The organism is Dactylosporangium sp. NPDC005555, from assembly GCF_040605635.1.
Classification (GTDB): Bacteria; Actinomycetota; Actinomycetes; order Mycobacteriales; family Micromonosporaceae; genus Dactylosporangium.
Map to the genome: position 1 here is coordinate 134,645 of NZ_JBEXDG010000009.1, position 19,778 is coordinate 154,422.

The 19,778-nt window shown below is 69.8% G+C and carries 21 protein-coding genes; 13 read left to right on the forward strand and 8 right to left on the reverse strand.

All coding sequences use genetic code 11. From position 1 onward, the window contains the following. Positions 1 to 82 precede the first annotated feature (82 nt). The 3 genes from ABZS58_RS13040 to ABZS58_RS13050 form a co-directional block, all read right to left on the reverse strand. Positions 83 to 1,006: a phosphotransferase gene (locus ABZS58_RS13040; protein ID WP_354780802.1), complete on the reverse strand. Its 924-nt coding sequence runs from the start codon at positions 1,004 to 1,006 to the stop codon at positions 83 to 85. A gap of 201 nt (positions 1,007 to 1,207) precedes the next feature. Next, complete coding sequence (locus tag ABZS58_RS13045; protein WP_354780804.1) at positions 1,208 to 1,504, reverse strand: hypothetical protein; 297 nt, start codon at positions 1,502 to 1,504, stop codon at positions 1,208 to 1,210. Positions 1,505 to 1,515: 11 nt separating this feature from the next. Next, positions 1,516 to 1,728, reverse strand: coding sequence for a hypothetical protein (locus tag ABZS58_RS13050; protein WP_354780806.1), 213 nt, complete (start codon positions 1,726 to 1,728; stop codon positions 1,516 to 1,518). A gap of 325 nt (positions 1,729 to 2,053) precedes the next feature. On the opposite strand from ABZS58_RS13050, the gene ABZS58_RS13055 reads away from it, so the two are divergent. From ABZS58_RS13055 to ABZS58_RS13065, 3 genes are all read left to right on the forward strand, one after another. Next, entirely contained in the window at positions 2,054 to 2,551 is a 498-nt protein-coding gene (locus tag ABZS58_RS13055; RefSeq protein ID WP_354780808.1) for a DinB family protein, read from the forward strand. A gap of 372 nt (positions 2,552 to 2,923) precedes the next feature. Next, positions 2,924 to 4,381, forward strand: a complete 1,458-nt coding sequence (locus tag ABZS58_RS13060; protein WP_354780810.1) for a DUF1996 domain-containing protein — start codon at positions 2,924 to 2,926, stop codon at positions 4,379 to 4,381. 77 nt (positions 4,382 to 4,458) lie between these two features. Beyond that, on the forward strand, positions 4,459 to 5,772 hold the full coding sequence (locus ABZS58_RS13065) for a ferredoxin reductase family protein (RefSeq protein ID WP_354780812.1): 1,314 nt from the start codon (positions 4,459 to 4,461) through the stop codon (positions 5,770 to 5,772). A 13-nt stretch (positions 5,773 to 5,785) separates the two neighbouring features. Here ABZS58_RS13065 and ABZS58_RS13070 read toward each other — a convergent pair whose 3' ends face one another. Next, on the reverse strand, positions 5,786 to 6,340 hold the full coding sequence (locus ABZS58_RS13070) for an AAA family ATPase (protein WP_354780814.1): 555 nt from the start codon (positions 6,338 to 6,340) through the stop codon (positions 5,786 to 5,788). Positions 6,341 to 6,569: 229 nt separating this feature from the next. Between ABZS58_RS13070 and ABZS58_RS13075 the strand changes: the two genes are divergently transcribed. Continuing rightward, positions 6,570 to 7,076, forward strand: a complete 507-nt coding sequence (locus ABZS58_RS13075) for an NUDIX domain-containing protein (RefSeq protein ID WP_354780816.1) — start codon at positions 6,570 to 6,572, stop codon at positions 7,074 to 7,076. Positions 7,077 to 7,567: 491 nt separating this feature from the next. On the opposite strand, the gene murJ is transcribed toward ABZS58_RS13075, so the two are convergent. From murJ to ABZS58_RS13090, 3 genes are all read right to left on the reverse strand, one after another. Further along, entirely contained in the window at positions 7,568 to 9,130 is a 1,563-nt protein-coding gene (gene murJ / locus ABZS58_RS13080; RefSeq protein ID WP_354781019.1) for a murein biosynthesis integral membrane protein MurJ, read from the reverse strand. A gap of 209 nt (positions 9,131 to 9,339) precedes the next feature. Further along, positions 9,340 to 9,513 carry a hypothetical protein gene (locus tag ABZS58_RS13085; protein ID WP_354780818.1) on the reverse strand — a complete coding sequence of 58 codons (174 nt, stop codon included), beginning with the start codon at positions 9,511 to 9,513 and terminating at the stop codon, positions 9,340 to 9,342. A 63-nt stretch (positions 9,514 to 9,576) separates the two neighbouring features. After that, a complete protein-coding gene (locus ABZS58_RS13090) occupies positions 9,577 to 9,810 on the reverse strand; it encodes a hypothetical protein (RefSeq protein ID WP_354780820.1) in 234 nt (77 codons plus the stop codon). Between the two features lie 75 nt (positions 9,811 to 9,885). Here ABZS58_RS13090 and ABZS58_RS13095 point away from each other — a divergent pair, with 75 nt between their 5' ends. Next, positions 9,886 to 10,512: a TetR/AcrR family transcriptional regulator C-terminal domain-containing protein gene (locus ABZS58_RS13095; RefSeq protein WP_354780822.1), complete on the forward strand. Its 627-nt coding sequence runs from the start codon at positions 9,886 to 9,888 to the stop codon at positions 10,510 to 10,512. 41 nt (positions 10,513 to 10,553) lie between these two features. Here the strand turns inward: ABZS58_RS13095 and ABZS58_RS13100 are convergent, their stop codons facing one another. After that, positions 10,554 to 10,949 (reverse strand): hypothetical protein, encoded by a 396-nt coding sequence (locus ABZS58_RS13100; protein ID WP_354781021.1) that lies wholly within the window; start codon positions 10,947 to 10,949, stop codon positions 10,554 to 10,556. An 89-nt stretch (positions 10,950 to 11,038) separates the two neighbouring features. On the opposite strand from ABZS58_RS13100, the gene ABZS58_RS13105 reads away from it, so the two are divergent. From ABZS58_RS13105 to ABZS58_RS13140, 8 genes are all read left to right on the forward strand, one after another. Further along, positions 11,039 to 11,446: a GntR family transcriptional regulator gene (locus ABZS58_RS13105; protein WP_259865777.1), complete on the forward strand. Its 408-nt coding sequence runs from the start codon at positions 11,039 to 11,041 to the stop codon at positions 11,444 to 11,446. A gap of 11 nt (positions 11,447 to 11,457) precedes the next feature. Next, positions 11,458 to 12,348 carry an ABC transporter ATP-binding protein gene (locus tag ABZS58_RS13110; protein ID WP_354781023.1) on the forward strand — a complete coding sequence of 297 codons (891 nt, stop codon included), beginning with the start codon at positions 11,458 to 11,460 and terminating at the stop codon, positions 12,346 to 12,348. Beyond that, the gene (locus ABZS58_RS13115; RefSeq protein ID WP_354780824.1) at positions 12,345 to 13,286 is read left to right on the forward strand and encodes a transporter; all 942 of its coding nucleotides are present in this window, start codon (positions 12,345 to 12,347) and stop codon (positions 13,284 to 13,286) included. Before ABZS58_RS13110 ends, ABZS58_RS13115 begins: the two co-directional genes overlap by 4 nt. A gap of 718 nt (positions 13,287 to 14,004) precedes the next feature. Continuing rightward, on the forward strand, positions 14,005 to 14,700 hold the full coding sequence (locus ABZS58_RS13120; RefSeq protein ID WP_354780826.1) for a hypothetical protein: 696 nt from the start codon (positions 14,005 to 14,007) through the stop codon (positions 14,698 to 14,700). Positions 14,701 to 15,149: 449 nt separating this feature from the next. Further along, positions 15,150 to 15,341: a hypothetical protein gene (locus ABZS58_RS13125; protein WP_354780828.1), complete on the forward strand. Its 192-nt coding sequence runs from the start codon at positions 15,150 to 15,152 to the stop codon at positions 15,339 to 15,341. Between the two features lie 75 nt (positions 15,342 to 15,416). Further along, positions 15,417 to 15,995: a hypothetical protein gene (locus ABZS58_RS13130; protein ID WP_354780830.1), complete on the forward strand. Its 579-nt coding sequence runs from the start codon at positions 15,417 to 15,419 to the stop codon at positions 15,993 to 15,995. Positions 15,996 to 16,085: 90 nt separating this feature from the next. Then, positions 16,086 to 17,816, forward strand: coding sequence for a tetratricopeptide repeat protein (locus ABZS58_RS13135; RefSeq protein WP_354780832.1), 1,731 nt, complete (start codon positions 16,086 to 16,088; stop codon positions 17,814 to 17,816). A gap of 283 nt (positions 17,817 to 18,099) precedes the next feature. Next, positions 18,100 to 19,758, forward strand: a complete 1,659-nt coding sequence (locus tag ABZS58_RS13140; RefSeq protein ID WP_354780834.1) for an APC family permease — start codon at positions 18,100 to 18,102, stop codon at positions 19,756 to 19,758. The last annotated feature ends 20 nt before the right edge of the window (positions 19,759 to 19,778 follow it).

The window sequence follows — 19,778 nt, forward strand, 5'->3', positions numbered from 1 at the left end:
AACCACGGACCGCCGGATGGTCGGGCTGCGGCCGACCGATGGCCGAATCCGGGTAGCAGACCGGCTGGGTCAGGACCAATGGTCACGCGAGCAGCGCTTCGAACTGCGGAAGTCGGCCGAACATGTCGGGGAGGCCGCGCACGCCGTTGCGCACGGACTCGTGCGACAGCGCGAGGTCAGGGCCGGTGTTCGCCTCGGCACCGGCGAGGCAGCGGACGACGTTCCACCTGGTGAACCCCAGCCAGCCGCCGATCATGAACACGAACCAGCTCGGACCCGGCGGCGGCAGCGTTCCGCCCTCTGCGGCGTACCCGTCGAGGACCGAGCGGAAGATGGTGGGCTCGATGTCGTCGAAACCGGGCCCCTTCGCGAGGCTCAGCGCCGTCGAGCCGAGCTCACCGGACAGGTCGAGCATCCCCGAGAGCTCCCAGTCGAGCACCACCGGCCGACCGTCCCGAGCGAGCAGGTTCCACGGTTGGATGTCCCTGTGGGTCAGCACGACGGGGCCCGGCCGTTCGCAGGTGTCGACGAAGTGGGCGATCGCGAGGAACGTCTCGGCGTTGGAGGCGAGTTCGTCGGCCCACGGCTGTCCGGTCGCCGCCGCCCGCTCGGCGAGCTCGGGCCAGTCCCGTGGCGCCGGGTCCTCGATCGACACGTGCGTCCACTCGACGTCGAGCGCGTGGATGCGCGCGAGGAGCTCACCGATCTCGAACGCGTACGCCTCCGACACCGGTGCTTCGGACATCTTCTCTCCCTCGACCCACCGGTGGACGAGCGTGCGGTGGCCGGCCGAGATCGGCTCTGGCATCGGGATGCCGGCGGCGAAGGCCGCCCGCTCGAACCTGAACACGTCCTCGACGTGGTACGTCGAGCGGCGGTCGACGAGGTTCAGCTCCTTCACCGCGAACGACCCCTGGTCGGTGTCGAGCCGGTGCATCCGGTTGGCGAACCCGCCGTGGACGCGGATCATGGGCCCGGTCGGCGCGCCGAGATGGGAAAGTTCCACGCCATGCAACTCTAGGACTCGCAGTTCACCGACGCACCGGAATTGCCCTGGGATGCGACTCTCAGCGATCGACGCTGACCGGGTAGCAGCGGTCAAGGACATCCCTGCACGTCGAAGTCACCGACCCGCTGTCGCCACGCCTCGGGGACCTCCGGCGCGGCGAGCCGCTGCCACGAAAAACCGCCGGAGGAGTCCGGTGCATCAGCTGTACGACGGCAGCCCGAGACTGTTCAGGATCGCGTCATGGTGCTCCTCGGCGGAGACGTACTCCTTGCGCGCGAGCAGCGCCGCCCGCACGCGTTCCGGATCGACCTCCCCGATCGCGAACGGCATGAACCACGCGGGATCCGCACCGATCGGCCCGCTCGGCGACTCCCCGTCGGCGAGCACCCTCCCGTCGAGCACGGACCGGAACACTCCGTCCTCGTCCTCGAACATCTCGACCAGCATGCCGATGTCTGAGACGTAGCGGTGCACCCGCGCCCCACCGGCATACATCCGGCACTCGACTACGTGCGAGTCGACACGAACGTCGTGAACGCCGGCCGTCCGGTCCGCTCGGTGATGTCCATCGCCAGACCCCGCGGCCGGTCCTCGGTGTCCACCAGGATCCGCTCCCCGGCGATCTGCCGGACGGTCGCGTCCCGGCCGTCCGGCCGGATCGCCGCCTCGACGGCATCGAGCGGCGCCGCGACCAGAATCGTCTCGTACGTCGTGCCCATGGTCTCTCCAATCAGCGTTCCTGTGCGCCGAGCTCCGCCGCGTCACGCAGCACCACCCGATACGGATTCTCACCCGGGTGCAGATACTGGTCCAGGTCACGGGGCAGGCCGGGCCGCACCGCGGGCGCCACCGCCTCGAACGCCCGGGTCAGGGCAGCCTCGTCGAACTCCCGGTAGTCCTCGGTGGCCGGCAGCCAGACGCCGCCCGCGGCCAGCTTCCGGACCTGGCTGAACGCGCCGCTGCGCCCGAGCCGGCTCCGGGCCCGGGCCGAGCCGTTCGCTTCGGGGTCGGCGAGCCGTGTCCGCTGTCGATACTGTGTGCGACGTGGCGACCGACGCGTTCTCGACCGCGACCGAGCGAGATGCTCTGTGCGGCTTTCTCGACCAGGCGCGGGATGCGTTGATCCGTAAGGTCGACGGCTTGGCCGACAAGGATGCGCGCACGGCTGCGACCGTGAGTTCTCTGTCATTGCTGAGTCTGCTGAAGCACTCGGCCGTCTGGGAGCGTAGATGGTTTCAGATCATCTTCGCGGGGCGGAGCTTTCCGGACGAGTGGCCAGCGGTGGCGGACGAGGGCCGGGACGCCACCTTCGCGCTCAGCGGTGACGACACGGTGGAGAGTGTCGTGGCGTACTACCTGGTGCAGATCGCGGCCTCCCGGGAGATCGTCGCCGGCGTCGACCTCGACACGCGATGCGCACGGTCGGACCTGGTTGACGAGAACCTGCGTTGGGTGGCAATGCACCTGATCCAGGAGACGGCGCGACACGCCGGCCACGCCGACATCATCCGCGAGGCCATCGACGGCAGTCGCGGACTCTGAGCCGCGGCCGACGCCGGTCGGTCGGGGGACTCTGATGTCGTGCAGACGCCCGGGGAGTGCGCCGGACGTCCGGACCGGCAGGCCGTCCGGTCGCATGATTGCTTGAATGTTGGCGCCGAAGTTGCGGTGCTGCTCGCGGCGCTGGCCCGGTGCCCGGAATCCTGCGGAAGGTCATCGTCTGAATCCGTTACGTTTTTAAGCCAAACTTAAGCCGGAAAAACGTAATCGGATGGCGTCCGTGACCCGGCCTGCGGCGCCGGAAGAGTGCTTTTCTAAATGTTCCTTTGCGTCTTGAATTAAGGCCTTGAGCTGCCGTAACTTGCTGACCGCACGGATTCCACGACGTCAGCCCAGGACGGCGGAGACAGACGTATGCGCAACTCTTCCCAGAACCCGCGCGGTAGACGCCGGGCCCGAAACATCATCCTCGTCGCGACGGTCGTCTCGGCGGTCGGCGTGAGCGGGGCCTACCTGGCGACCGCGAACGCCGACGAGGCCGCGCCCGGCCGGATCGAGGCGGAGAACTGGTCGGCTCAGAACGGGGCGCGGACCGAGAACACGGCCGACAGCGGCGGCGGCAAGAACGTCGGGTGGCTCGCCACCGGCGACTGGATGCAGTACGACAACGTGACCATCGGCGCTCAAGTGAGCGCCCGGATCGCGGCGAACAACCGGGCCGGCGGCTCGATCGAGCTGCACCTCGGCTCGCCGGCGGGCGCGCTCGTCGCGACGTTCCCGGTCGCGTACACCGGCGGCTGGCAGAAATGGACGACCGTCAACGCCACCGCGGCGCGCGTCCCGTCCGGCCCGCAGACCCTGGTCGCCGTGATGAAGAGCGACCAGAAGAGCGACTTCGTGAACGTCAACTGGTTCACGCTCAACTCCGACACGCGCCCGCCGGCGACCGCCACGGTCGCGCCGCCCGCACCGAGCAGCGCCGCCCCGACCGGCGGCACCTCGCCCACCGCCTCCGCCCCGGCCGGTGGCTGGGTCGACGTCGACCAAGCCAAGTGGCAGGCGGAGCTGGCCGCGTTCAACCAGCTCAAGCAGCTGCCGGTGCCCGCGGGCACCACCCGGGTCGCCGAGTTCCACACCGACTGTTCGGTGTCCAACGAGGCCAAGGACGACCCGATCGTCCTGCCCGGCCTGCCCGGCGCATCCCACATGCACACGTTCTTCGGACCGACCGTCGACGCCGGTACCAAGGCCGCTGACCTCTTCAGTCGGAAGACCACCTGCAACGCCCCGGGCGACAACAGCGCCTACTGGGTGCCCCAGCTGCTCAAGGACGGGCAGCCGGTCAAGATGAAGAGTTTCCGGGTGTACTACGGATCGCGCCTTCCCGACCCGTCGGCGACGGTGCCGTTCCCGCCCGGCCTCGTCATGGTCCACGGCGACGCCAAGCGCCAGGTCGCCACGCAGAAGGGCGCCCCGGGCCAGTTCTGGTGCGCCGGCAGCGCCGAGGTCGGCCGCAGCGCCGACGGCAACTGGCCGGTCTGCGCCCCCGGCGGCAACCTCATCTTCCAACTGACCTTCCAGGACTGCTGGGACGGCAAGCACATCGACTCACCCGACCACAAGTCGCACATGGGCGGCGCGAAGAACGGCAAGTGCCAGGGCGACTACCCGGTCGCCATCCCGAACCTGTCCTTCATGGTCAACTACGAGTCCCTCGGCGGCAACGGCCTCGCGCTGTCGTCAGGGATGGCCTCGTCGATGCACGGCGACTTCATCAACGCCTGGAAGCCGGAGAACCTCGGCCCCCTGGTCAAGGTCTGCCTCGACGCGAAGGCGAAGTGCGGCATCACCCCGTCCTTCACCGGCGGCTGATCCCGTCCCTCCGAACGGCCCCGCCCCCGGTGGCGGGGCCGTTCCCCGTTCCATCGAGGTTCCATTGGGGTTTCCTTGTGCGTACCGCGGCGAAGTTCTTCGCGGCGTCCAGCCTGGCCGTCGCCACCGTGCTGTGGGCCCTCGGCCTGCCCACGTCCGCCCCCGGCCTGGCCGCCGCAGGCCGCCTCGCCGCGTTGTGGTCCACCGACCTGCTGCTGCTGCAGGTGCTCGGCATGGCCCGGATCCCGTGGCTCGAACGCGCCTTCGGCCAGGACTCCCTCGGCCGCTGGCATCGCTGGACGGGTACCGCCTCATTCGCGCTGCTGCTCACCCACGTAGCGCTGGCCCTGGTGGCGTACGCCGAGCGCGCCGGCACCGACCCGGCGCGGCAGATGTGGGCGTTCCTGACCGTGTACCGCGGCATGCTCCCCGCGACCCTGGGCCTGCTCGCCGTCGTGCTGGTGACGGCGACGTCGCTGCGCCCGATCCGCCGGCGGCTGCGCTATGCCACGTGGCACCTGCTGCACCTGTACGCGTATGCCGGCATCGCCCTCGCGATTCCGCACGAACGGTGGCTGGGCAGCGACTTCGGCACCCCGTTTGCGGCGGCGTTCTGGTGGACCATGTACGGCGCCGCCGCCGGCTCCACCGTCCTCTTCCGCCTCGGCATGCCGGTCTGGCGCACCCTGCGCCACCGCCTGCGCGTCGACCGGGTCGTCCAGGAGGCCCCCGGCCTGGTCTCGGTCTACCTGCGCGGCAGCCGCCTGGACCGCCTCCCGGCCCGCGCGGGCCAGTTCTTCGTCTGGCGCTTCCTGGACGGCGAGGGCGGCTGGCGCGGCAACCCGTACTCCCTCTCCGGCCCGCCCCGCGCCGATCGCCTCCGCATCACCGTGAAGACGGTCGGCGAGGCCACGGCCCGGGTCGCCGCCCTGCGCCCGGGCACGAAGGTGGTCATCGAGGGTCCGTATGGCCGGATGACCGCCGACACCTACCGCGGCGGCTCGGTCACCATGTTCGGCTGCGGTGTCGGCGTCACCCCGTTGCTGGCGCTGTTGTGGGACCTGCCGTACGGCCACGGCAAGGCGACCCTGGTGTACCGCACCCGCCACCCGCAGGACGTGGCGTTCCTGCCCGAACTGGAGTGGCTGGCCCGGGAACGCGGCGTCCGCCTGGTCCCGCTCGTCGGCCCGCGCGCGGCTCCCGGCTCTTGGCTGCCAGTGGTGTACGCCGACTACGACGACATCGCAGCGCTGCGCTCCCTGGCCCCGGACCTGGCGGACCACGACGTCTTCGTCTGCGGCCCCGACCCGTGGACCGACGCCGTCCTGCGCGCCGCCCGCCGCGTCGGCGTCCCCGCCCCGCGCCTGCACCGCGAGCGCTTCGCCTGGTGAACCGGAGGGCGGGTCATCGCCCGGTGTGGAGGAAGGCAACGATGTCGTCGAGGGTGGGACGGTAGTTGTCGCTGGTGTCGACGTCGATCTCGGGGACGTCGAGTTCGACGCGGTGGAAGCTGTCGTGTCCAGCTGCGTGTGCTTGCTGGCTGATGAGGTGCGTGTCGGCGTGTGCGCGTCTGGTGGGGTTGTCGCTCTGTCTGTAGTGGATGCGGGTCCTGGCGGTCTCGGCGGTGACCTGGCAGTGCACGATTCGGATGTCGGCGAGTCCGCGCATGGGTTGCAGGTGTGGGCGCCAGAGCCGGTCTTGGAATGCTGCTTCGGCGACTGTGGTGACGCCCGCGCGCAGGAGGAGTTCCAGTACCTGGAAGAACGTCGGTAACGTGCGCAGGTTGAGTTCGTCGCCGAGCGCGGCGGTGAAGTTGTCGGTGGCGTGGACCATGCCCTCTTTGATCTCGTCCCGGCAGATCGCTGGGCAGCCGATCTTGCGGGCGAGTAGATGGGCGAGGGTGGTCTTGCCGGTGCCGGGTGGGCCGCTGACGACGACGAGGATCGGTTTCCTGCTCACCAGGTGGTTATAGCGTGCATGTGACGTGATGGTTCATCGCGTCGTCGGCGTGCCGGACGTTCGTTGTTCACGGTCTGGTCGAAGTCCTGCGCGGCCGGATCCACCGGACTTGCGAACACCTTCCGCAACCGACGCACGACCTCCTCCCGGCCGGCGCAGGCGACGTACTTCTCGTTCGGGCTGAACATCGATCATTGCGGTACCACGCGCACAGGATCAGGAGTCTGCCATGTCGCTGAACCTTCGAGCCTCCGCCCGCGCGGTCATCCTCGACGAGGATGACCGCGTCCTGCTATGCCGATTCGTCTTCCCCCACCCGGCGGTCCCGAACGGAGCACAGGCCGTCTGGGCTGCTCCAGGTGGCGGCATAGAACCAGGTGAGGACAGGCTGTCCGCGCTGCGCCGTGAGCTGCGAGAGGAAACCGGCTTGGTCGCCGTCATCGATCCGCCGCACGTCTGGCATCAAGTAGTCGTTGCCGCAGATCATGCGCCCCGTTTCGACGGCATCGTCAACGACTACTTCCTCGTCCGCGCCACCCACTTCGAGCCTCGAGGCGAGTTCACCGACGACCAACTCGCCGCTGATGAGCACCTCGCCGGCTTTCGATGGTGGCAGCTCTCTGAGATCGTCGATTACACCGGACCTGACTTGTTTTCGCCCCGTGACCTTGCCAGACCGCTGGCCGACTTGCTTACCTTCGGGACGCCCTCCGCCCCGGTCGCACTCGGCTTATGAAGATCAGTGGCCGCTGAAATCTGCGGCCGCCGAACGCGTGCGGGGTGCCGAGCTGGGCGAGCGCCCAGGTGATCGCGGTGGCGGCGACAGCTGAGGTTCCCGGTGGCACGGGATAGTCGTCGCGTAGTCGCGCACCCGCCGTTGGAGCGGTCCGGCGGAGCGCCGGCCGACCTCGGCGATCAGCTGATGGACGGACCGTCGAGCGCGAACTTCTTCCGGTGTGGTCACGAGTTGTCGCGGCTCGGTCAGCTTCACCAGCCGGGCGACAGTGATGTACACCGCGGTGGCGGAAGGGTCAGCGGATCTTCGGGCAGTACTGCTGCGCGGCCTCGAGGCAGGCTCCCCGTGGTTGTGGATCTCGACAGGAGGAGGATGGCACACATGGCCCGATCGCGGGGGCGACGGCTGTCTATGCTCGTTGGCATGAGGCCGGACAGGACAGTGCGGCGACGCGTGTCGTCCACCTCCGGGGCCAACCGGCGGCGGGACCGTCAGACGGATCGGAGACCGGCGGTGGCGGTGGTCACGAGTTGTCGCAGCTCGGTCAGCTTCACCAGCCGGGCGACAGCGACGTACACCGCGGTCCCGACGACGCCCGCTGCTGTCAGCGTGATGAGGGCCGCGCTGTAGTCGGAATCGATCAGTGGGGTGAGGGCGTAGGCCGTGACCGCGCCGCAGCTACCGGCGATCCCGGCCGCGACTGCTACCCGGGCGTGGGTGCGGAGTAGCCGGTGGCCGTCGATGCGGCCCAGCCGGCGGCGCAGGACTGCTGCGGCGGCGATGAGGCCTGTGGTGTAGGCCGCCGCGTAAGCCAGCGGAATCCCGACGACGATGTCGGCGCGGGGCAGGAACCAGGCCGCGGCGAGGCAGCCGGCCACGCCCACGACGGTCACCCCGGTAGTGATCAGCGCGGGGGTCCTGGTGTCCTGCAGGGCGTAGAAACCGCGTTGCAGGATCATGTAGCCGGTGAACGGGACCAGGGCCACCCCGAAGGCTGCCACCACCGCGCCCAGCAGGGCGATCGCCGGCGGGGAGCTGCGGCCGTAGGCGAACAGCAGCGTGGCGATCTGCGGGCCGAGCACGAGCATGGCCGCCGCGATCGGTGCGAGGGCGACGAGGGCGAGCCGGACGGCGCGGGAAAGGTCTTCGGTGATCTGGGCGTGGTCAAGGCGGGCGGCGTTGCGGCTGAGCCGGGGCAGCATGGCGGTCATCACCGACAAGGCGATCACCGCGAACGGCATCTGGAACACCGCGAACGCGTTCTGGTATGCGCTGATCCCGCCCGGTCCGCTGATCGACGCCGCCCGCGTGGCGGCCGTGAGCAGCACCTGCGCGGCGGCGACCGACATGAGCACCCAGCCGCCGAGCCGGCCGATTCGGCGGATGCCGATACCTCGTGGGTCGAGCCGGGGCCGCAACGCGAAGCCTGAGCGGGCCAGTGCCCACACCACCAACGCCATCTGGGCGAAGACTCCCGCGGTGGTGCCGACCGCCAGCAGCAGCAGGTGCGTGGACGTCAGCGACGCGATGCTGGTGGCACCGCCGATCATCAGGTAGACCAGGCCGACGGCGATCACGATCAGGCTGTTGACCAGCGGCGCCCACATCGGTGCGGCGAACCGGCCCCGGATGTTGAGCACGGCGCCGGCGGTGGCGCTGACGCCGTAGAACAGGATCTGCGGCAGGAAGAACCGGCTGAACACGACCGCCAGGTCACGCTGCTCGCCGGTGAAGCCAGGCGTGTACATCTCGACCAGCCACGGAGCCGAGACCATCGCCACCACGGTGACCGCCGCCAAGCCGTAGACCATCAACGACAGCAGCCGCTGGGCGTAGACAACCCCCTCATCCGGCTCGGTCAGCGCGGCGCGGGCCAGCAGTGGCACCACCACGCTGGCCATCGCGCCCCCGACGACGAGCTCGTAGACGGCGTTGGGCAGCGTGTTCGCCACGTTGTAGCTGTCCAGCAGCCGGCTGCCCAGGCCCAGGGCGGAGGCCAGTACGACCAGCCGCACGAAGCCGGCGGCCCGCGACGCCAACGTCGCCACCGCCATGCCCCGGCCCGCACGCCCGACGGAAGATCCCTCTGCCATGCCGACCTTCATAGCGCATGAGCGCACCTGCTCGGGACCCGGCGCCATCTACGGCTGCCCTTGCAACCGCGTGGACCGCCGGCCGAGACCGTGTCGCGGCTGACACCTGCCGCGACACCTCGGCACTGCGCCCTGCCGGCCGCCGGGACGGGCGAGACGATCCAGCGTGGTCATCGCGTACGCGGCACCGACGGCTTCGCCGCCTCGCTCACGTTCCACCGCGCGGCACCGGCCGGGCTCGGCCTCGCCACCCTGGCGTCGCCGTCCCCTTTGGCGTCGAGGTACGCCTGCGTCAGCGCTTCGTCCGGTACGGCGGTGTTGATCACCTCATCGTCGCCGGCCACGGGATCCGGGAAGTCCCTCGTAGCGAGGGACGCCACCGATCTCGTGCAGCACCGCCGCCTTCATCACAGGTCCCGGCCGAAGAACGCCGCGACCCGGCGCTGCCAGGCCGGCATGAACCGGGGAGGGCGGGCGGGCGAGTGGTGCCACCTGCGGTTCGGCGAAGGCTGAGGGGCGGCGCCGCGGCCATGGACCGCCGCGCCCTGGTGTCCGGCCGGCCGCCCGGCATGCGCGGGGACTCCGGGAATGCGGTGTGTCGCCCGGTGCAGCAGGCCGCGGAACGAGTGCCCGTTGGTCATCGTCCTCTTCCTCTCTATCAGTGATAGGGAGACTCTAGCACTGATAGAATGCCGGTGGGAGGTACCGAATTGGCGTTGGACCGACAGCGGATCGTCGCCGAGGCCGTCGCCCTGCTGGACGCCGAGGGTCTCGACGGCGTCACGACGCGCAAACTCGCCGCGCGGCTCGGTGTGCAATCGCCGACCCTCTACTGGCACCTGCCCAACAAGGCGGCGCTGGTCACCGCGATCGCCGACGCGATCCTCGACCAGGAGTTCGGCGACATGTCACCGCCCGAGCCGGACCAACACTGGCAGGACTGGTTGAGCGGCCTCGCCGAGCGGCTGCGCCGAGCGCTGCTCGCCCATCCGGACGGCGCCCGGGTCATCTCCGCCTCCCAGCTCTCCCGCACGATGGCAGCGATCTCCGAACTGGCCATGAGCACCCTGGCGGCGCGCGGCATCCCGTTGCGGCAGGCCCGCGTGATCGTCCTGACCGTCGAGCGCTTCACGGTCGGCCACGTTCTCGAAGAACAGGCCCCCCGCCCGGACACGGAGGCGCTGAAAGACTTCGACATGGCCACATTCACCGAGCAGCACCCGACCGTCGTGGCCGCGATCGCCGACTACTTCCGCCCCGGCCGCACCGTGGACGACCTGTTCCGCGACTGCCTGGAGGTGGTCATTGCGGGCGCCGCGGTCAAAGCCGGCGCCACCTCCTGACCGGCCATCCGCTCCGCAGCCACGGATCCGCCGCGAGTGGCTCATCGAACTGCTGGCCTACGCACACCACGTCGGCAAAGTCGTCGAGCTGCTCCCAGGCGGCACCGGGCCGCGGACACCCCGGTGGTGCTCGGCCGCGACGTCGGCGGCGCGGGGGAGCGGGTCAGGGTCGTGCCGGCCTCGACCCATGCGGTCAGGTCGCCGATGACGGCGTCGTCGAGCAGGTAGCCGAGCCAGACGGGCCGGGCGCCGGCCCGCCCGGCGGCGGGCGTGGGGTGCACGACGACGATGTTGGACCGCTCGCACGCGTCGAGGCACCCGCTGACCCGCACCTCCGCCTGCCCGAGCGCCGCCCGTAGCCGGGCCACCTGCCCGGCGTGGTCCACGTCCGGGTGCTTGCGGGGCGAGCCGCAGCAGCAGTCCCGGCACACGGTCACCAGCGGTTGATCCATTTTCCCGAGCCTATGCCAGCGCCCCTGTTGTCCTATAGTCTTACTGTCATAGGACAATAGAGAGGCAGGTCGGCGTGATCGAGTTCGTGCTGGACGGCCGGTCGAAGGTCAACACCTACGTGCAGCTCGTCCAGCAGGTCAAACAGGCCCTGCGGGTCGGGCTGCTGGTGCCCGGCGACCGGCTGCCGAAGGTCCGCGACGTCGCGCAGTCCCTGGCCATCAACCCGAACACGGTCCTGAAGGCCTACCGGGAGCTGGAGCTCGAAGGGCTCGCCGAGGGGCGGCCGGGAGTCGGCACGTTCGTCACCGGCACCCTCGCCGGCGACTCCCTCGCCAACCAGGCCGACCTGCGCGCCGAGCTGCTCGACTGGCTGCGCCGGGCCCAGGCGGCGGGCCTGAGCGACGAGGACGTCAGCGCGCTCGTCGACACCACGATCCGCGCCGCGCGGCAGGCCGACGCCCTGCTGGAGGAGCTGGCATGAGAGGACACGAGATGGAGCACGTGCTGGAGGCCGACGGGCTCGGCAAGCGGTATGGGGCACGCTGGGCGCTGCGGGACTGCACTCTGCGGCTGCCGGCCGGCCGGGTTGCCGCGCTGGTCGGGCCCAACGGATCCGGCAAGTCCACGCTGCTGCACCTGGCCGTCGGCCTGCTGCGCCCCGACGCCGGCGCGGTGCGGGTCTTCGGCAACACGCCGTATGAGAACACCGCCGCCCTCGCCGACATCGGCTTCGTCGCCCAGGACACCCCGCTCTACCGCGACTTCACCGCCGACGAACTCGTCACCATGGGCGGCAAGGTCAACCGGCGGTGGGACGCCACGCTCGCCCGGACCAGGCTCGCCCAGGCCGGCATCCCGCCCCGGATCCCGGCCGGGAAGCTGTCCGGCGGCCAGCGCGCCCAGGTCGCCCTGGCCCTGGCCCTCGCCAAGCGGCCCCGGCTGCTGCTGCTCGACGAGCCGGTCGCCAGCCTCGACCCCGTCGCGCGGCGCGAGTTCCTACGGACGCTGATGGGCGGCGTCGCCGAGTCCGGCACGACCGTGCTGCTCTCCTCGCATATCCTCGCGGACCTCGAGCACTCCTGCGACCACCTCGTCGTGCTCAGCTCCGGCGCCGTGCAGCTGTCCGGCGCCGTCGACGACATCGTCGGCGAGCACCGGCGGCTGGTCGGCCCGCGGCACCACGGCGAGCCGATCGGCGGCGTCACCGCCGTCGTGCGGGCCCGGCACACCGACCGGCAGTCGACGCTGCTGGTGCGCGTCACCGGCCGGGTCACCGACCCGTCGTGGACGGTGCACGAGCTGACCCTGGAAGACCTGATCCTGGCCTACCTGTCCGACGGCGTCACGGAGGCCACCCACGAGGCATGGGGAGTCGCGGCATGATCTGGCTGACCTGGCGGCAGCACCGCATGCAGGGCCTCTACATGCTGCTCGGACTGGCCGCGCTCGCCGCGTTCATCGTGCCGACCGGCCTGGCGATGCGCCACGACCTCGACCGGCTCGTCGTGCAGCGCTGTGCCGCCGGCGGCGAGCTGTGCGACCGCGGCGTCAACGAGTTCTACGACACCTACGGCCCGCTGCTCTACGTCGCGGTCCTCCTGCTGGCGGTGCCGCTGCTGTTCGGGCTGTTCTGGGGCGCGCCGCTCGTCGCACGCGAGATCGAGCAGGGCACCCACCGCATGATCTGGACCCAGGGCATCAGCCGCCGGCACTGGGCCTGGGTCAAGGCCGGCCTCCTCGGCGGCGCGGTCGCCGTCGTCGCCGCCGGCTACGGCTGGGGCATCTCGTGGTGGTACGAGCCCCTACAGTTCCGCGAGAGCCGCTTCACCGAGGTCTTCTTCGACGTCCAGGGCGTCGTCCCGGTCGGCTACACGCTGTTCGCGGTCGCCCTCGGCCTGTACGCCGGCACCCTGCTGCCGAAGGTCATGTCCGCGATGGCGGTCACCCTGCCGGCCTACATCACCGCGCGGCTCGCCGTCGGCATGTACGCCCGGCCGCGCTTCATGGCGCCGCTCACCCGCAGCCTGAGGATCGACGACCACGTCGACCTGATGGCCGGCACCTGGCTGATGTCGACGGAGGTGCGCCAGGCGGACGGCACCCGCGTCACCGGCGGCATGATGGTCTGCCGGCCGGAGGGCGACGGCGGCCTGTGCGCCGCGGCCCGGGAGATGGGCCTGCGCCCCGGCGCCTACAACTACCAGGTGTATCAGCCCGAGGGCCGGTTCTGGACCTTCCAGTGGATCGAGACCGGCATCTTCATGGCCGCGGCCGCGCTGCTCCTCTGGCTCGCGGTCCGCCGCGTACGCCGCATCGCCTGACCGCCGCAGGTGTGCGCGGACGTCGCGCACACCGGAACCGGCTCAGCCCTGATCCACCGATGAGATTGATGCAGCGGACGCGTCTCGGACGCGACAATGCCCCCGCGAGCTGGAAAGATGCACAACGCTCCGTATGCGGACAACGCCCATGTCCGCATCGACGACGAGGACGTCCAGTCGTCGGACGGCTGTCCGCGACCTGACGCTGACGTGAGCTGTGATCAGGGGAGCCGATCGAGCAGTCCAGATTCATGACCACGCGCAACAGGGCCGCGAACCAGCTTCGGTCTTTGGCCACCAGTCGATCATGGCGACTGGCTGCGAAGAGTTTGACAACCCAGGTCAGTCAGCGACAGAACGCCTTCGAACATATAACCTAGCAGCCTAGGAAGCTCACGCGATGAGGTCTGCGCCTACGGAACCGTCTCGTCGAATAGGCCGGCAACACGCCGGTCCTGGTCCACAACTGCAACTACCCGAAGTTCAACTGGTTCGAACGGAACATCCTTGGGAGGCGACCGGCAGCGAACGGAACTGTCGATGACCTCAGGGATAAAGTGTTTCGGGATGTCATACCTTGACACCAGAAATCATCGGCTCTACGCCCTAAAAGAGCTCGCTGAGAGTGGAAAGTATCGTGGGATACGGCATGGTACAAATTCAGACTTCGTTAACTCCCTTTCCTTCGCTGAGATGACTGGGCGCAACAATGGGTGAGATGGATCACTCCGATGCCGCCGTGGCTGTGTGGCGGTGTTCCGTACAGGGATTCGTCACCATGCGGTCGGCGGCACGGCATGGTGTGGGAGAAATCGAGTCACGGGCCTTTGGGGTGGCTCCTGAGCTTTCCGGGGCGGGGCCTTTGATCGCCGAGGTGGCATCGGCTTGCCTGGCCATCAGGCTGGCGCTCCAGGCTGGTTGTAACAATGTTGAGGCCCTGGCCATCGCGTGGGCGGCGGTGGGAGAAGTCGGGCGGCGCTGGTTAGCGGAAACGGTGAGCGAGTACGCAGGGCGTCGGGCGTACTCAGGGCTGATCGCCGTGGTCGAAGCCACTCGGGCTCCGAACGCGATCGTGCCTGACAAGCCTGCGAGGCAAGGCTGCTCGAGACGGGCGAACTGGTGCCGTAGAATACTGATGGCGGGCTATTCTGACATCCGCGAACTGGCCCTCGATGTGACGCCGGATCGGAATGAGGCCATTGCGAGGCGGCGGATCGAAGTGATAGCCGACGCCTGTCATCGAATCCCCTATCCCGAGGAGATGCCAGCGGTTCTACGCCCCTGGCTGGTCCAGCGGTATCTCCGCGACGCGTGGGGATCGATGACACCGGAAGGACGGCAGTGGTGTCGAGAGCAATCGCATGGCCTCGACCAGGCTAGACTGAGAGCAATCAATCAAATCATATCGTCGTAGCGCCCGATGAAACGTTCGTTCGGTCGCCATTGAGGTGGCGGCGATTCATGGTTTCCGTCCGCCGTTGTCCTTGAGAGTGAAGGTGGTCGGGTATCTCGGCAGCGGCGGTACCCCTCGGACCTGGGTCATTGCGTTGTCACTGACGACGGGTTGCGTCGCGGTGAGTTGTGCGGGCTGATGTGGCGTGACCCGGAGGTGGCTCGGGGGAGTCTGAAGGTCTGCCGGCAGCGGGTGGTCGAGGATCCGGCGACCGGGATCCGCGAGAAGCCGCCGACGTCGCACAACGGCACCCGCACGTTGCTGCTCGACCCAGTGACCCTGGCGATGCTCACCTCTGCGAAGGAGAGCACGGTGGGGCCGATGGGGTCGGGCTACATGTTCGCCGGTCGCACCGGCCAGCCATCTACGCCAACCACGGGCTGCGCGCCGGCACACAGGCCGTGTCGCAGGTGTTCCAGGACATCCTGCGGCTGGACGGCACCACCGGCATCGAGGACCGCATCGCCCCGCTGAGCATCATCTTCGAGCTGCAGGGCACGCGGGAGCTGCTGGCCCGCGACGCCGCCTGCGTCCGGGCCGAACGGCCGGCGTCGGTGCAGGCGCAGGTGGCGTCGCCCGTCGACGAACTGGCGGGGAAGTGACCGGCCAGCGCGCGATCGGGGCCGCGCCGGTGACGGGGGGAGCTGATCGACGCCGGCTTCGGCCCGTTCATCGGCGTGCCCTGCTCGTTCCTCGCGCCGCTGGTCACGTGGTGCGAACGCAACGCACCCGAGCAGTACCGCACGGCCAACAACAAGGGCGAGGCGGTGGCGATCGCCGCCGGTGCATACCTCACCGGCCGCCGCCCGGTCGTGATGATGCGGAACTCGGGCCTCGGCAACGCGGTCGACCCGCTGACGTCGCTGTGCTACCCGATGCGCATCCCGCTGCTGCTCCTGGTGACCTGGCGGGGCGAGCCAGGCCGGCCCGACGAGTCCCTAGCACCAGCTGATGGGCGCGATCACCCGGCCGTTGCTCGACCTCATGGACGTGGAGCACGAGATGCTGCGGACCGAACCGGAGGCGTTCCGCTCATCGCCGCCCGGGACTGGCTCCACGTCATCGGGCTTCCTGCCTACGCGCCGGGCCTCAACCTGACCGAAGGGTCTGTCGCGCCTGAAACGCGGCATCGGCAACCTCGCCGTCCGGCGCGGAGCGGGCCGCCGTGGCCGCTTGCTCGTAGCACCACCGAGTCCGCGGAGCGCTCTTCCCATGCATCGATGAGTGACTCTATGATGCTGATCACTTCATTGTGATCTACGCCGGAGGTGGCAAGTGCGGAAAATGACGATCCGCCACAAGAGTGCCGTTCGCCTGTTGTCCGGAGCGCGGCGGCTCTGGTTGGAATGGTGCTGGTAAGACGCGGCCGGGCGGGCGTCTCCGGGCGCCCGCCCTACGACTGCCACCGCGACCTCGGCCCGTACGCAGGGGTCGACGCATTCCTCGCCGACCTCGCCCGCGATCATCCCCGGCAGGCCGCCCGCCATTCCATCGAGCTGCACTCCATCGTCCCGGCCCTGAATCCGGTCACGACGGCCGCGGCAGACGAGCAGCCGATCCGGTTCCACCCCGCTCGGCGTACGGCCGCCCTCTCGTTCGGGGCGGCGGAATTCGTGGCCGCGTGCGCCGTACGCCGTCCCCTGACCGTCCACTTCGTCCACACCGACGCGGCCGACGAGACGACCGCGGAACTCCTCGCGACGCTGACGCGGCGGCTCGCGTCGACTCCGATGACCCTGCACCTCCACGACGGGGGAGCGCCCGAGCCGGAGGTCGAATCCCGGCCGACCCACCTACGGGCCATGCTGGGCGACAGCCTGGCGCGCGGCTTCTACCACCACGCCGTGCGTACCGCGCGGCGCGGCCGGGCCGCCGTCACACCCGAGACCGACCTCGCCCTCTGGTGGTCGTTCACCACGGGACTGGCCACCGCCCTCGCCGCGGTCGGCCACGCCGGTGAGGCACTCCAGTTGTACGCCGAAGCCCGAGCCGTCACCGACGATCCGAAGATCACGATGTCGGCCGCATACTCCACGGCCATGCTGTACGCCCGCCATCTTCCCCCGGCGCAGCAGAACCCGGCCATGGCCAGTCGATGGCTGGAGAGGGCGCTTCACCTGGCTGCCGGCATCACCGACGAACGCCAGCGCGTCGTGTCGACCATCTTCTACGAGCAGGGCATCGCGCTGTTGGACAGCCGTGAGGGCCGGGCGAACCAAGCGCTGGAACTGGTGAACTCCGGTCTGGTGAAGCTGTCCACCGTCCTGGGCGCCGATGAGCGTCGGCAGGACCAAGCCCGCCTCCGACACAACCGGGCCCAGCTCCACTTGGCGCTCGGCAAGGCCGCCGAGGCGCTGGCCGACCTCGACGACGTCATCGCCTTCGACCCCGAAAACTGCGAGTACTACGTCGATCGGGCGGCCTTGCACCGTGCCGCCGGGCGCACGAGCGCAGCCTTAGGCGACTACTCGGCGGCGATCCGGCTGGGACCACACCTGCCAGAGGCGTACTACAACCGCGCGACGCTGTATGAAGAGACCGGACGGAGCGGGACGGCACGTGAGGACCTGCGGCGCGTCCTGGCCATCGATCCGGCCCACCTCGACGCCCGCGTAGCGCTGGCCAACCTCCATCTCGCCCGGGGCGACCTCGCTGCCGCCGAAGCATGCGTACGCTCAGCTCCGGCCGAGCGGCGCGACGCACCCGCACTGCTGTGCACGCTGGGTCTGATCCGCTCCGAACGCGGTGCCCTCGACGAGGCCGACGAGCTGCTGACGCGGGCCCTCGACGCCGATCCCGGACTGGCCGAGGCGTGGACGAACCGAGCCGCCGTACGCTTCGAACGTGGCGACGCCGCCGCTGCTGTGGCCGACCTCGACCGCGCGGTGGTGCTGTCTACCGCGGCCGAGCCTCGCTACAACCGCGCCACCGCGCTGATGCGGTTGGAGCGCTGGGGCGAGGCCGCTGACGACCTGACTGCCGCGCTCGCCCTGCCCGGCCTGGATGCCAAGCTCCGCCGGGACCTGCGCGCCGGGCTCAACCGCTGTCGGGCCAATGCGTCGTCTCGTCGGCGCTGACGTCATCCGTCACCATCCAGGACCTGCCACGGTTTGACCGTTCCGGTCTTCGACGTCCAGCACCTGGTCGCGGCGCTCGTCACGCTCGGCGGCCGTGCCCTCCTACCGTCATTGCGCTGGACGTGGGCCGGACGCGCGGGCGTGGCCGCCCGCCGGTGGATCGGGCGATCACCGTAGAAGTTACCGCCATGCCAGGGTTTCGGGTGGGCGGTACGCGGTATCTGGCCGAGACGGGCCTGCTGACGTGGCGTCACGGCCCGCCACCGACCTGGTGAGGTGTGCCGTGCAGGATGCGGGCGGCACGGCAGGCCGGGTGCCCGCAGGCTCCGGCTTCCTGCGGCGCGAAGTGGGGCTGTGGGGCCTGACCTTCGTGTCGCTGGGCTCGATCATCGGCTCTGGTTGGCTGCTCGGCGCGCTGTCCGCGGCGCAGGCCGCCGGGCCAGCGTCGCTGATCTCCTGGCTGCTGGCCGGTGCGATGCTCGCGCTGCTCGCCTTGGTCCACGCGGAGCTCGGCACCACCTACCCGGTCGCCGGCGGCACAGCACGGTTTCCCGGGTTCGCGTTCGGCGCCCTCGCCGGACTCACCGCGGGCTGGACCGCCTGGCTGCAGGCCGTGACGATCGCGCCGATCGAGGTGGAGGCGAGCCTGCAGTACCTCGACAACATCGGATGGGTGCGTAGCCACCTCGGCCTCCTGCACGCCGACGGCACGCTGTCACCGGCCGGGCTGGGCTTCGCCACCCTGCTCATGTTGCTGTTCACCGTGATCAACATGCTGGGGGTGCGTCGGCTCGCCAGGAGCAACACCACAGTCGTGCTCTGGAAGCTCGCGATCCCCGTGCTCACCGTCATCGTCGTGGCCGCGCTGACCTTCCATCCGTCCAACTTCACCGCAGGCGGCGGATTCAGCCCGTACGGTGCCCACGGCATCTTCGCCGCGCTGCCCGCCGGTGTCGTCTTCTCCCTGCAGGGCTTCGAACAGGCGATCCAGCTGGGCGGGGAGGCACGCGACCCGCAACGCGACCTGTCCCGCGCCGTCATCCTGGCCATGCTGATCGGAACGGTGCTGTACATCCTGCTGCAGATCGTCTTCATCGGCGGCCTGGATCCGCGCAACCTCGCCGACGGCTGGGCGCATCCGGTGGGCGCCGGGGACTTCGGCCCGTACGCGACCATCGCCGCCGCAGCGGGCGCCGGCTGGCTGGCCCTGCTGCTGTACGTCGACGCGTTCGTCTCACCCGCGGGGACGGGACTGGTCTACGTCGGCGCCTCGGCACGGCTCTCCTACGCGCTGGCCCGGCAGGGCACCCTGCCGCCGGCGCTGAGCTACGTCAGCCGCCGCGGCGTGCCCGTGTACTCGATCGCGCTGGCGTTCGTCGTAGGAGAGCTGGCCTTCCTGCCGTACCCCAGCTGGCAGTCGCTCGTCGGGCTCGTCACGTCGGCGACCGCGATCATGTACGCGTTCGCGCCGGTGTCGCTGACCGCGCTGCGCCGGCATGATCCCCAGCGCCACCGCCCCTACCGGGTGCCAGCCGCCGGGATCGCCGCACCCGCGGCCTTCGTCGCGGCGAACCTGGTGATCTACTGGGGCGGGTTCGAGGCGACCTGGAAGCTCCTGCTGGCGATCGGCGCGGGGCTGGCACTCTTCGTGATCACCGTGGCGTGCACCGCCGAACGGGAAAGGCCCGCCGTCGACTGGCGTGCGTCGTCGTGGATCTGGCCCTGGCTCATCGGGCTCACCCTCATCGGGTTCCTCGGCCGGTACGGGCGCGGCGCACGTCTGTGGTTGCCCGGCTGGATCGACCTGCTCGTGGTGGTCGTCTTCAGCCTGGTGGTCTTTGCCTACGCCGTCAGCGTGGCGATGGACAGTGAACGGGTGCGGTCTGCGGTTGACCGGGAACGGCACGAACTCGCCACCACGCTGGAGCGCGATGTGCCGTGACGACAGATCTGGTCAGCTCG